The organism is Thermostichus vulcanus str. 'Rupite' (assembly GCF_022848905.1).
In the GTDB taxonomy this organism is placed as follows: Bacteria; Cyanobacteriota; Cyanobacteriia; order Thermostichales; family Thermostichaceae; genus Thermostichus; species Thermostichus vulcanus_A.
The window spans coordinates 81,432-94,001 of sequence record NZ_JAFIRA010000001.1 but is presented as its reverse complement, the minus strand read 5'-3'; the positions used below and the strand labels follow the sequence as shown (position 1 = coordinate 94,001).

The 12,570-nt window shown below is 53.0% G+C and carries 11 protein-coding genes; 1 reads left to right on the top strand and 10 read right to left on the bottom strand.

Going from position 1 to position 12,570, the window contains the following annotated elements:
• Positions 1 to 218: 218 nt before the first annotated feature.
• The 10 genes from JX360_RS00415 to JX360_RS00370 all read right to left on the bottom strand — a co-directional run bounded on the left by JX360_RS00415 (position 219) and on the right by JX360_RS00370 (position 10,032).
• Complete coding sequence (locus JX360_RS00415; RefSeq protein ID WP_244348381.1) at positions 219 to 1,037, bottom strand: ABC transporter ATP-binding protein; 819 nt, start codon at positions 1,035 to 1,037, stop codon at positions 219 to 221.
• Between the two features lie 84 nt (positions 1,038 to 1,121).
• Positions 1,122 to 1,922: an ABC transporter permease gene (locus JX360_RS00410; RefSeq protein WP_425244328.1), complete on the bottom strand. Its 801-nt coding sequence runs from the start codon at positions 1,920 to 1,922 to the stop codon at positions 1,122 to 1,124.
• Positions 1,923 to 2,054: 132 nt separating this feature from the next.
• Positions 2,055 to 3,506 (bottom strand): ABC transporter substrate-binding protein, encoded by a 1,452-nt coding sequence (locus JX360_RS00405; protein WP_244348379.1) that lies wholly within the window; start codon positions 3,504 to 3,506, stop codon positions 2,055 to 2,057.
• Between the two features lie 188 nt (positions 3,507 to 3,694).
• Positions 3,695 to 4,747 (bottom strand): YeiH family protein, encoded by a 1,053-nt coding sequence (locus JX360_RS00400; protein WP_244348378.1) that lies wholly within the window; start codon positions 4,745 to 4,747, stop codon positions 3,695 to 3,697.
• A gap of 77 nt (positions 4,748 to 4,824) precedes the next feature.
• Positions 4,825 to 5,526, bottom strand: a complete 702-nt coding sequence (locus tag JX360_RS00395; protein WP_244348377.1) for a sulfite exporter TauE/SafE family protein — start codon at positions 5,524 to 5,526, stop codon at positions 4,825 to 4,827.
• 23 nt (positions 5,527 to 5,549) lie between these two features.
• Positions 5,550 to 6,647, bottom strand: a complete 1,098-nt coding sequence (locus JX360_RS00390; protein ID WP_244348376.1) for an Mrp/NBP35 family ATP-binding protein — start codon at positions 6,645 to 6,647, stop codon at positions 5,550 to 5,552.
• Positions 6,640 to 7,632 carry a HEAT repeat domain-containing protein gene (locus tag JX360_RS00385; RefSeq protein WP_244348375.1) on the bottom strand — a complete coding sequence of 331 codons (993 nt, stop codon included), beginning with the start codon at positions 7,630 to 7,632 and terminating at the stop codon, positions 6,640 to 6,642. Before JX360_RS00385 ends, JX360_RS00390 begins: the two co-directional genes overlap by 8 nt.
• 12 nt (positions 7,633 to 7,644) lie before the next feature.
• Positions 7,645 to 7,872, bottom strand: coding sequence for a 4Fe-4S dicluster domain-containing protein (locus JX360_RS00380; protein WP_036011745.1), 228 nt, complete (start codon positions 7,870 to 7,872; stop codon positions 7,645 to 7,647).
• A gap of 115 nt (positions 7,873 to 7,987) precedes the next feature.
• Positions 7,988 to 9,691 (bottom strand): fumarate reductase/succinate dehydrogenase flavoprotein subunit, encoded by a 1,704-nt coding sequence (locus JX360_RS00375; protein ID WP_244348374.1) that lies wholly within the window; start codon positions 9,689 to 9,691, stop codon positions 7,988 to 7,990.
• A 161-nt stretch (positions 9,692 to 9,852) separates the two neighbouring features.
• Complete coding sequence (locus tag JX360_RS00370) at positions 9,853 to 10,032, bottom strand: hypothetical protein (RefSeq protein ID WP_244348373.1); 180 nt, start codon at positions 10,030 to 10,032, stop codon at positions 9,853 to 9,855.
• 448 nt (positions 10,033 to 10,480) lie between these two features.
• Here JX360_RS00370 and JX360_RS00365 point away from each other — a divergent pair, with 448 nt between their 5' ends.
• Complete coding sequence (locus JX360_RS00365) at positions 10,481 to 12,520, top strand: LysR family transcriptional regulator (protein WP_244348372.1); 2,040 nt, start codon at positions 10,481 to 10,483, stop codon at positions 12,518 to 12,520.
• The last annotated feature ends 50 nt before the right edge of the window (positions 12,521 to 12,570 follow it).

The window sequence follows — 12,570 nt, the reverse complement described above, 5'->3', positions numbered from 1 at the left end:
AATGTAGGATCAGACACTTCGGGTGCTGGCACAACTCTTCTAGCCTGCCCTGTGTAAGGATTTGGTCATGAACGCAGTGTCCCATTCTAAATCAAAATTGCCATAGATAAGGGTGTCTTGAAAAATCCAGATCCTGGCCAGATCCTGTTGAGAATGAATACGAAAGAATCGGACTTTCAATGTTGATCTATTCACAATTCAAGAGCTCTATTGGATGACTAAAGGTTGATCATATTCTTAAGTGTTTCTTCTCGGATCAAGTCAAAGACCTGACGATTTAGAGACAAAAAATCTTCAGTTAGCTTGATATCAATATGCCGGGGTCGAGGCAACGCAACCGAAACCTCAGCTTTGATGCATCCTGGGTTAGTCCCCATCACAAGAATCCGGTCACTCAAAAATACTGCTTCATCAATATCATGGGTAACAAAAATGATGGTAGGTCGAAGTTCCTGCCAAACATCCAACAACAACTCCTGCATCATGTGACGAGTTTGGGCATCAAGGGCAGCAAATGGCTCATCCATGAGCAGAACCGAGGGAGAATTCACTAGGGCACGGACGATGCTGGCCCGCTGCTGCATTCCCCCTGATAACTGATGAGGGAAAGCATTCCGGTATCTGTAGAGACCAACTCGCTCCAAAAAGTCATTAACTAAATCTGTCCGCTCTTTTTTGGGTATACCTCTAATTTTTAGACCAAATTCGACATTTTGGAAGGTGGTTTTCCAAGGCAGAAGCGAATATTGCTGAAAAACAAATCCCCGATCCGATCCAGGTGTATCCACATGACGTTTATTGATAAAAACGTAGCCACTAGTAGGCTTAATAAAACCGGCAATCACATTCAGCACAGTTGACTTTCCACAACCAGATGGCCCTAATAAACAGACGAATTCTCCCGGATCCAGATTGAAATTAATAGAATCAAAAACACGAATAGCTTCTCCCCGACGGGAAAATGTCATGCTCAGGTTTTCAACCTCCACATATCCTTTTTTGATTGTAGAGGTATGTGTGGCGAGTAAGTTAGTCATATTGATTGATCTCAACAGAATTTCCAGTCTTCACTCAAATTGAGGCAATATCCAATCAGAATCAAAAAGGTGCATTCTTACATTCTATTTTACCCGTTGAACTCTCCAGGGCATTAGCAATCGAGTCAGTTGATCTACCCCCCACGCGCTGAAGGCTCCCATAAAGCCAATCATCAACATTCCCATTACAATCGGTGGGTAGTGAGAGGTGACATAGGATTCCCAGGTGACATAGCCTACCCCATAGCGACCTGCCAAGATCTCAGCTGTGACCAGACAAAACCAAGAGTTTCCCATGCCGATCACTAGGCCGCTGGCAATGCTGGGCAGCGCCCCTGGAATCACGATATCGGTGAAGATGTGATGCTGCTTGGCTCCCAAGGATTGACCGACGCGTAAAAGCAGCGGGTCTGTACCCTCCACACCGCGAATTGTGCTGATCAAAATCGGGAAAAAAGCTCCCACAAACGTGATGTAAATCATGCCTGTTTCTGCATTGGGAAACATTAAAATTGCCAACGGGATCCAAGATACGGCTGGAATAGGACGGAGAATCTCCAATGGAATGAAAATCAAATCTTCTATCTTCTGGAACCAGCCAATCAGGATCCCTAAACCACATCCCAGTCCAACGGCAACAAAATAACCAATCAATACCCGACTAATACTGGCCTTAAAATGCAGCCAGGGATTTCGAGATAGAAAGTGGATAGTAGCTTGAAAAACCTGTACAGGAGAGGGAACAAAGCGAAAATTAACGAAGAAGTTGAAATTAATTGTGGACAGAATCTGCCAAATCCCAAAAAAAAGAATTAATGACAGCACACGTCGAAATTTCCTATTCTCCCATAGAGGCAGAAACTTGTTTGGAGGATGAAGATACAAGGATTGCTTTTGCTTAGTCAAATAGTCGATGCGATAGGCAACCCCTTTATACCATTGGAGCAGGGGAGACTTGGACTGTGGCATTGTCATCAGATACTCCAAAACAGGTCAAGAACAAACAGGAATTCGTATCTATTGAGGCAAAGCCATTGCCTGTTGAGACTGTTGTAAGGCACGAAAGCCCATCACAGAAGATCCCACTTCATTGGCAAAAGCCCGAGCATCTTCTTCCAGTAAGAAAGCAGAGATTTCTTCGCCATTCTGCACAAAGAAAGAATTTTCTGCAAATAGTTTCCAGCCGTTGTTGCGATCGTGCACAAAGATCACCCGCGCCGCCTGGCCATCGGCGCGCAATTCCTGAAGCTTAGCCAGCATGTTCTTGATGGAGGCAAAATTGCGGGTTAGCTCCTCACCTCCTACCCACAGTTGCGCTGCCATCGAGGGATCCTCAATCGGCTCGCCGGTCAAGTCATCCTCGCCTGCGAGGACATAGTTTTCGCTAGTCGCCACTACCTCGTCGTAGTCGAGGCTCATCTCCTCCATTGCCATCCGCAAAAAGCTGTCATCCACCCAGTCCCGCACCGAAGACGGATCAATATTCTCATCCACTCGGCCTAGCGCCCGAAGCACAGTGATGCTATTTTCGAGGCTTTGCAGGTGAATCTCGCGAATGGTGGGATCAATAGTCTGCAATCCGGAGGGACCAAGGAACATGTAGACTACCTCTTTCTCGATACTGGACCACTTCTCGATATCGGCTGACACCAGTTCTGGATTCACTTGGAATAGTTGATTGGCCTCCAATAGGGCCTTGAGGTAAGCCACCACGATCTCGGGGTGTTTTTCAGCAAAATCAGAGCGCACCAGTACCCCATGTAGAGTGGGCACATTGGTCTGGGCCCCATCAAAAATCTTGCGGGCAAACCCCCGGAAGGGGAACAGCTCCCCGAACGGCACGAAGTTAGCGTGGGCATCAATTTGGTTGGTACGCAAGCTGGTGCCCCCTACCTCCGGCGCCTGACTGATCAGGGTGACCTCGGTTTCCGGATCGATGCCGATATCCTGAAAAGCCTTGAGCAGCATTCCGTGGGCCGCAGAGCCAAAGGGCACGGATACCTCGGCTCCCCTTAGATCAGCCAGAGAAGTGGCGGAGCTATCTGCCGGTACCATGACCGCATTACCGGCTCCCGTGGCACTGTAGGCCAGGGTGGCAATAAAGATGGTCTCGACGTCCGATTCCCGCCGAAACGTGGTCATGTTGATGACGGCAGGGAAATCCCCCATCATGCCGATGTCAACGTTTCCAGCCAACATTTGGTTGGTGATGGGGGGGCCAGAAGTATAGCTTGACCACTCGATGTCGTAGGTGACGCCCTCGTAGTCACCAGTGGTGGGCAGATGCTTCTCCAACAGTCCCATTTCTCGGATCACAGAACCGCCGGTGGAGGTGTTGATTACTTGATCTTGAGTGGCAATCGAGATACGAATTCGCTGCTGACTAGAAGCTTCTTTACCGAGCAAAAGTGTTGAAAAAATCAGCAAACTAGTGGAAGCCTTGAGAAACCATTGACGGGTTATCTTCATAGTCTTGTCGTCCCAAATCGGTACACTTATCAAATCGAAAGGAGTAGCAGCCAACTGTAAGCCTAGATACAAACTCGGATCGATATTGTTATGATGGAATAGGGAAATTAACTGAATCCATAGAAATCATTGATGACTTATAAGATGCTGGTTAATTGCGTTGTAAATTAGCTTCATGATGGCAGTGATTAGGAATAGAACTGTTTCACCAGAACCAGACTTGAGACAGCTAGAAAAAGCCATGAGGCTATGGCAAGGTAGAGGGGCTGAATCCCCAGCGTACGAATTTTCTTGAGGTCGGTCTCTAGGCCCATTCCCGCCAGCGAGATACCCAACAAGAGCTTGTTGATGCTCAGGATCCCATCTGTCAGATCCCTGGGCAGCAGTCCCAGGCTATTGACGACCACCACCCCCAAAAAGATGACCACAAACCACGGAATATAAAGAGAGGAGCCTGTGGGTTGGTTCCGCTGGGTCAAAAGGCTGAGCACGACCGTTAAGGGGGCCAAATACAGCACCCGACTTAGTTTGGATAGGGTGGCAAACTCGCCGCTTACCAGATCGTGTTGAAAGGATGCCGCGATCACCTGGGCTACCTCATGGATGGAGGCCCCACACCAGATGCCATAGGATAACGAGGACAGGTGCAACAGCTCCGGCACCAATGGGTAGAGCAACATCGCGACGGTACCCAGAGCGGTGATCAAACCAATGGCGTAGGCCATCTCCTCCTCAGAGCTATCCACCACACTGTTGGCGGTGACCACTGCCGAGGCTCCACAAATTGAGGTGCCCGCCGCGATCAGATGCACTAACTTTTGCGAGATGCCCAGCCGGGATCCCAGCCAGAGGGTGAAGGCCACGGTACTGACTAAGGTTGCTGAGATCATGACAAACCCAGTTAGGCCCAGGGTGGCGATATCCCCCAAGCTGAGGCGCAGACCCAGCAGAATAATGGCCAGCTTGAGGATTTTCTTGAGGGAAAATCGCACCCCAGGGTAAAAGGTTGGGGGCAGGCCGACGGTGTTGCGCAACAGGATCCCGAAGAGGATGGCCAGCAACAAGGGGCTGAGCAGCGAGATGGTCCAAGTGGCCTGAATCAGCGTTGCCCCAACCGCCAAGCCACTGGTGAGCAGCAGACCCGGTAGGAGCATGGCCCAGGCCCGCCAGCGGGAGGAATGGGCAGACGGAAGCTGGGTGGGGATCGGGGGGCGGGTTATGTTCAGAGGCAACCGTTTCACAGGGGCGACTCCATAAGACACTCCAATCAACACAGCGTTGGGTCAGGATTTCCGACAGGTAGGAGGGATTTTGTGACTTAGATCACCAGACCCATGACGGCGACCAACGCCAAAAATCCCAAGATGAGGCGGCGAAACAGGTGCTCATTGACGCGAGCAAATAGCCAACTGCCCAGCAGGAGTCCCAGGTAGAAAACGGGGATCAAACTCAAGCCCAGCCCCAGCACCTCAACACTGAGTAAATCTCGCAACCAGTAGGCGACCACCGTCACCGCTTGGGTGAGGCCAAAGTAGGCGATCAAACTGGCCCGATTAATGCTGGCTTTGTTGGATCCCGAGAAGAAATAGATCACCACCGGCGGCCCGCCAATGCCCCCGATGCCCGTTAAAAAACCACTCACCAGCCCGGTGCCCAGCGAGGTGGCTCGATTGGGTTGGCCGCTGTAGCGAAAACCAGAGGCGATGATCAGCACCGAGATCAGGATGGCGATGGCGATGGTGCGCTGAACGATCACCGGATCGATACTGACCAGAAAGACCGTTCCCACCGGGATCCCAATCAATGCGGCAGCTGCCATAGGTAAGATGGCCCGCCAGTTGGCCTGCCGAAAAGCACCGGGCACCGACTGAATGGAGGCCATGACCTCAAACATTACCGCGATGGCGGCGGCAACCGAGGGGCCGACGAGTGGGGTGAGGGCGGGCATTTGCACCATGGCGGAGCCAAAGCCCGAGAACCCTCGAACCACTCCAGCGATGCCACAGATCAAGGCCGCCATCCCCCAAGTCTGGAGAGAGAGGGTTAGGATACGGCTGTCCTCAACTGTTCAATAGCCCCACGCGGGGCAAAGGTCTGGATCAACCCTGCGGCCACCTGCCCATACACCTGAGCAGTCTCCGACTGGGGCTCCCCTAGCGTTAGCGGCTGTCCCCCATCCCCCCCCGCGCAAATGCGGGGATCCAAAGGCACCTGGCCCAGGAGGGGAATGTTGAGCTCCTGCTCCAGTTGTCGCCCTCCTCCCTGCCCGAAGATGGGGGTCGTTTCGCCGCAATGGCCACAGCGCAGATAGCTCATGTTCTCGATTAGGCCGAGGGTGGGCACCCCGACTTTGCGAAACATCTGAATGCTGCGGCGCACGTCAGAGAGGGCCACCTGCTGGGGAGTGGTCACCATCAGGGCTCCACAGATGGGGCTTTCTTGGACGATGGTGATCTGGGCATCCCCAGTTCCCGGCGGCAGGTCAATCAGCAAGAAGTCCAGATCCTGCCAGGCCACCTCATGCAAAAACTGGGTCAAAATCTTGTGCAACACTGGGCCCCGCCAAGCCAACGGATGCTCCGGATCCGCCAAGAGCCCCACCGACATCACCTGGATCCCGTATCCCATTAGGGGCCGAAACCGCTGGCCCGCATCCGTCTGGATCACCTCCACTGCCGAGGGCGGGATCCCCAGCATCTGAGGGATATTGGGGCCATAGATATCAGCGTCCAGGATCCCTACCCGTGCCCCCGCCTGGGTCAATGCGGCAGCTAGGTTGACGGTGCTGGTGGATTTGCCCACGCCCCCTTTGCCACTGGACACCGCCAGGGTGATCCGCACCTGTGGAATCGTACACAGTTGCACATAGGTCTTTTTGCACCATGGCAGAGGGGCCAACGCCTGCTCCACCTGATCTTGGAGGGCCAACTGATGGGATCCCACATAGAGTCGCAGATAGACGTAATCCCCCACAATGCGTAGATTGCGCACCATGCCCAGGCTGACGATGGTGTTGCCCAGCGTGGGTTCCACCACCTGCTTCAGCCGTTGGATCACCTCAGCCTGCCGTGCCTCCGCCACTGGATCGGGCGGAGCTGGTGGGGCTGGTGTAGGCGATTCCGCAAACAGCCCATCAAACATTGGAGGCCCCCTGGGTGGCAGCCTGAAGCTGCTTGATGGCCCGCTCCACCTGGATGCGCACCTCGATATCCGGGTCATCGAGGGTCTGTTGCAGGGCATTGAGCACCTGGGGATCCCCGAGATGACCGAGGGCAATGGCGGCTTCTTTGCGCACGTCGGAGTATTCATCCGACAATGCCCGCACCAGAGGCGGCAAAACCGCCTGACTGGCTCCCTTTTGCAGGGCTTGAGCCGCAAACTTGCGCACCTGCCAGTGCTCGTCCCCCAGAGCTTGCCCCAGGGTGGGGATGGCACCGGGATCCTGGTGTAGTGCCAGGGACTGAGCCGCATTGCGCCGCACCTGCCAATCGGGGTGGCGGGTCAAGGCATCCTGCAAGGTGGGGATTACCTCAGGGTCTTGTAGGTGGCCTAAGGTCAGGGTGGCGGCCCGTACCACCGTTACATCGGGATCCTCCATCAGGGCCAGGGCTGGCTGGCATCGCTCCACCTGATTGAGGTAGCGCAGGGTGATGACAGCCGCTTCCCGCAGCTCAGGCCGATCGGAGGTAAAGAAGGGCAAGATGTAGGGTAAAGCCTGCACATCATGGATCTTGCGCAGCAAAATCAGGATGTTGAGCTGTTTCTTGGGATTCAGCTGCTCTAACTCCACCAACAACTGCGGCAGATCATCAGGGGCCACTAGCTCCTTCAGGGCCGACAGTGCCTCCTCCCGCACATCCGCATGAGGAGATCCGAGGCAGGCCATCAAGGGCTTCACAGCAATTGGGTTAGCCATCTCCCAGAGGGCAGTAATGGAAATCAGCTGCACCGCAGGGCTGTCGTCTTTGAGAGTTTGAATAAGGAAGGGAATAGCCTCTTCATTCCCGATATGCTGAAGGTTTTTCACCGCCACCAGACGGTCGTTGACATCCTCGGCCCCCAACATCTCCACCCACTGGTGCAATTCGGGATCTAAATTGGCGAGATCCAGATTGGCATCGGTCATGACAGGGGCCTCCTAGCGCAGCAAAAACGGGATCTGAACAGTGATGGCATTGGTGGGGCATTCCTTCTCACAAGGCAGACAGAACCAACACTCGTCATATTTCATGTATGCTTTGCCGGTTTCGGGGTTTTTCGCCAACACATCGAGGGGGCACACCTCAATACAGGCCACACATTTTTCCAGACATTTTGACTCATCGACGATGACCGGCACATCCACACGTTGGGTAGTTAAGGCCATAGTTCAGCAGCTCCTTTTGCGACATTATTGTTTTGCGGCATTGTTTTGCGGCATTTTTGACTAAAAAAACTGAGGGATGAGCAGTGAGAGACAGAAGACTGAGCGCTAACTTGTCCTAGCGAACAGCCACATCGTAGATTTCTTTCTCGATATTCACATCCACAATGTAAGGCTCCACCGCCCGCTTAAACAAGGTCATCTCACCACTGGGATCCTTTTTCAGGTTGACGTGGCAGAACCATTCGCTGTTGTTTTTCTCGGGATAATCCACCCGATAGTGATAGAGACCCCACCGGCTTTCTTTGCGATAGAGAGAGGCCCGCGCTGCCATTTCGGCACAGTCGCGGATGAAATGCACCTCCATACACCGCATCAACTCATGGGGATCCCGTGCTCCCATCTGGCCAAGAGTATCGTGATAACGGACAAAATGCCGCAGACCAATTTCCATTTTGTTGGTGACTTTGGGGGGTTGCAGATAGTCATTCACCAGCCGCCGCAGTTTATACTCCACCTGCGTGTGAGGGATCCCGTCCGGCTGTTGCAGGGGCTGATAGATACGGGCCTTTTCGGCCTCCAGAAACTCTGCATCCGGTTCCACATGCTCAAGGTCTTGGCTGTAGGCCATGCCGTGCTCCCCAGCCAAGCGACCAGAGACAAACGCCCCAATCATATAGTTGTGGGGGATGCTGGCCATATCTCCAGCGGCATAGAGTCCGGGCACGGTTGTGCGCGCCCATTCATCCACCCACACCCCAGAGGCACTGTGGCCGCTACACAGGCCGATTTCAGAGATGTTCATCTCCACCCCATCGGTGCGGTAGTTCTCTCCCCGATTGGCATGGAATCGCTCGCGACTGGGCCGCTCATTCGACCACAAGACTCGCTCAATCTCAGAGATGGTGTCCTCATCCAGATGGGTCATCTTGAGCTGGATCGGCCCCTTGCCAGAGTTGAGTTCTTTGTAAACCTCCAGCATCATCTGGCCGCTCCAGTAGTCACAGCTGATGAAGCGATAGCCCTCAGCATTAGCGGTATAGGCCCCGAAGGGGCTGGCCACATAGGCACAGGCGGGGCCGTTGTAGTCCTTGATCAGGGGGTTGATCTGAAAGCACTCGATGTTGGTCAGTTCAGCTCCAGCATGGTAGGCCATCGAGTAGCCATCCCCGGCATTGGTGGGGTTCTCGTAGGTGCCATAGAGGTATCCCGACGCCGGTAGACCCAGCCGCCCGCAAGCCCCCGTGCACAACACCACCGCCTTGGCTTGAATCACCACAAAGTCGCCATTGCGCACATCGAAACCTACCACCCCGGTGGCACGCCCTTCCTGCACGATCACACGTGTGGCCATGACCCGATTAGTCACCTGCACTTTATGCCGTTTTACCTGACGGGCCAGAATCTTTTTCAAATCCTTCCCTTCCGGCATCGGCAACACATATTTACCAACTCGATGCACCTGTTTGAGGTCATAGTTGCCCTCATGATCCTTCTGGAATTTCACACCCCAGCTTTCTAGTTCCTGAATCACCTCAAAGCCGAGTTTGCCGGTCTGATAAACGGCCTTTTGATTGAGAATCCCATCGTTAGAAATAGTGATCTCACGGACATACTGTTCAGGGGTAGAATTGCCAGGAATGACCGCCGTATTCACGCCATCCATACCCATAGCGATGGCCCCACTACGGCGGATATTGGCCTTTTCGAGGATCAATACCTCGCAATCAGGATGACTTTGCTTCGCTTTGATAGCTGCCATCGTCCCGGCAGTGCCACCCCCCACAACCAACACATCAGTCTTCAGCCATCGTGTATCCATTTGGAACCTCTTTTCGGATGAAACTGCTCAACATATTCAGAATCTTGGGACATAATCGATCCGTTTTCGATCAGTCTGACTGAAAGCACAGGTTCTACAACGTGCCACGCCTGTTCATCATATGTGCTCTATTCACATGCATCAAGGTATTCTCTGGCCATTCACATCAATCCATCATAGGGATCCTGAATCGATCCATAACCAATCGTTTTGCTGTGATTGCCTGCTGGGATAATCTCGGCATTGGAAGCTAAGAACTCAAGATAGATGATGTGTCTATTTTGGTCGATAAAGAACCTTGTAAGCGCCAATTGCCAAACTAAAATAGTCATCCACATCATCTGTAATCTTAGACATAAAACAGTCAGGCCTAGTTTGATCGAACAAGAGGATGATTTGATGAATAGATAAATTTCGTTAATTAATATGGTCTTCTAGTGAGATATTTGGGATCCCAAAGGGCTCTCCTGGCTTTATGGTGACAGTACTAGAATCTCCCGTTCACGTTAGCGGTGCGTAGCACAATGTCAACACCTGACAGGGCAAAGATCTCAGAGTAGGAAATGAGCCGCATCTATCACATTCCTGGGAGAGCTATTCGATCCAAGGATGGACTTTTATGTCTGATGTTCTGATGTCGATTTATCCTCATGGGTCATCCTGCTCCCTGTAGGCATCCTCCGAAGAGGTACTTTCGCTACAACAGTCCTCATGGGGATGGTGGTGTATAGACAATGTATCCAGACATGTCAGAATGAAATCCCTGGCGACAATGCAGGAACTGAGCCGATGGAGCTATATCAACTCAAGGTATTTTTGGAGGTTGCCCGGCATTTGAGTTTTACCGAGGCGGCGGATGCTCTTCACCTCACCCAACCGGCTGTCAGTGCCAAGATCAAATCCCTAGAGTCTGAGTTGGATGTCACCTTATTTCACCGATTAGGGCGCAAGATCCAACTGACTGAGATGGGCCAATGCCTGGTGGAAGAGGGATCCAAACTGTTGGCCTTGGAGCAGCAGGTGATCAACCGGATTCAGGATCTCAAATCCGGCAAACATCGTACCTTACGGATTGGGTGCACCGCTCTAGTAGCGGATGAATGGTTGCCCAGTCTATTGTTTCGCTACCGTTCCCAGCATCCCAACCTCACCACCCAATGCCTTGAGTTTGACAACACGGAGCTGCTCTATCGAGCCATCATCGAGTCATCGGTGGATCTAGGTATCTCGGATATTGAGTTTCGAGAGTTCAACGAGATCAGCGCCACTGCAGTGGACACCATCGTCTATGGGGCGTTTGTCAGGGGGGAACACCCTCACTGGGGTCAGACGTGGCTTAGCATCGGAGAAACCCTCCACCAACCTTGGGTGGTGTTGGCGGAGGGATCCCCTAGTCGGCTAGTATTTGAGAGTCGCTTGGCCGAAGTGGGGATCCGGCTTTCGGACTTTCAACGCCTTGAGACGGTGGATTCCCTCAGCTTGATGAGAACCTACATCATGCAGGGGGGCTACCTGGGCTTTGGCTCCAGCCTAGAATTTGTCATGGAGCGTCAGGCTCAACTGATGGGGCTGGTACCCTTACAAGAATTTGCTCTGGAGGCCAACCTCTATCTATTGCAACCCCGACGGCTGACCGCGGCCACCGCCAAATCTGATCAGGACATGCCCCAGGGATCCGCCGAGACCGCTCAAGCTTTTCTGCAGTTTCTGCGCACCACCCACGCGGATCCCCCCGCAGTTCCCTCACCGCCATCGGATCGTCCCCCCCTGATCACCCCCCCTCAGCCTATGCGGCTGCGATCCCCCTCCTTTGGTCTTCGCTCCCACAGCAGTGCCTCGACTGAGGTGCTCAAAATCGTCATCGGCACTCAAAACAGCACCATCCACTCAACCACGGCTGGGCTGGTGATTCGACAGTTGGGCTTGCTGGAGCACTTTTTACCCCGTGAGGGCCGCTACAGCTCCACCCACATTCAGATTGAATGGCAAGACTTTACCTCGGGCTCCCCGATCGTCCAGAGGCTGCGCTCCGAACAGCTAGATTTTGGCGTGCTGGGGGACTATCCCCTGTTGCTGACAGCCCTGCAACTTACCGGATCGCAGCAGCCGACCACTCACCTGATCAGTTTTGTGGCCATCAACCCTAACGGGCGAGGCAATGCCGTCATTGTGCCCCAGGGATCCCAGCTCAGCAGCATTGAGGATTTGCGTGGCCGAACCATTGCGGTGCCGTGGGAATCGTCAGCCCATGGCATGATCATCCGAGTTTTAGGCGAAGCTAACTTGCTCTCAAAAGTGAAACTTACCAACATTGATGATCTCACCTTTAACTTCACTGCACGGCCCCATCGAGTAGTAGATGGCTATGGACACTTCGCCCCCTTCTGGGAGATTGCCCGCCGTCAGGGCCAATTCAGACAGTTGTTCGATGGTCATGCAACTGGTTTGCCCGCCTTTCATGGGGTGGTGGTGCGTTCGACTTTTGCCGAAGACCATCCCGATATTGTGGTGGCTTATCTCCGGGCTCTCCGTGCTGCCCAATATTGGTATGTCACTACCCCAAGCGCCCCCAATCTGGTGGGGCAGTGGCTTCAGCTGGATCCCCACGTGGTAGCCCATGTCATGCCCCAGGAGGTAGCCTTTGATTACCCTAAAGGTTGTCCGGAGAACGATCACACCGGGCTTTTCTTTCAAGACGCTACTATTCGCTCCGATTGGCTCAAAGGTCACCTCTCGACGCTACAAGGGATCCCTGGTAGTGGAAACTTTGTTGGAATTGATTTGAACTCTTGGGTTAGAACAGAATTTATGGAAAAAGTGTGGAATTAAATTGGGTTCTCTTGAGCCTGAAGGATGAGAGATGGTCAATTTAAGTGTGC

Bases quoted from the DNA above. Each gene is read 5' to 3' on its own strand.
- JX360_RS00415 (WP_244348381.1), bottom strand. From the start codon at position 1,037: ATGACTAACTTACTCGCCACACATACCTCTACAATCAAAAAAGGATAT.
- JX360_RS00405 (WP_244348379.1), bottom strand. From the start codon at position 3,506: ATGAAGATAACCCGTCAATGGTTTCTCAAGGCTTCCACTAGTTTGCTG.
- JX360_RS00395 (WP_244348377.1), bottom strand. From the start codon at position 5,526: ATGGCGGCCTTGATCTGTGGCATCGCTGGAGTGGTTCGAGGGTTCTCG.
- JX360_RS00390 (WP_244348376.1), bottom strand. From the start codon at position 6,647: ATGTTTGATGGGCTGTTTGCGGAATCGCCTACACCAGCCCCACCAGCT.
- JX360_RS00385 (WP_244348375.1), bottom strand. From the start codon at position 7,632: ATGACCGATGCCAATCTGGATCTCGCCAATTTAGATCCCGAATTGCAC.
- JX360_RS00380 (WP_036011745.1), bottom strand. From the start codon at position 7,872: ATGGCCTTAACTACCCAACGTGTGGATGTGCCGGTCATCGTCGATGAG.
- JX360_RS00375 (WP_244348374.1), bottom strand. From the start codon at position 9,691: ATGGATACACGATGGCTGAAGACTGATGTGTTGGTTGTGGGGGGTGGC.
- JX360_RS00370 (WP_244348373.1), bottom strand. From the start codon at position 10,032: ATGATGTGGATGACTATTTTAGTTTGGCAATTGGCGCTTACAAGGTTC.
- JX360_RS00365 (WP_244348372.1), top strand. From the start codon at position 10,481: ATGGAGCTATATCAACTCAAGGTATTTTTGGAGGTTGCCCGGCATTTG.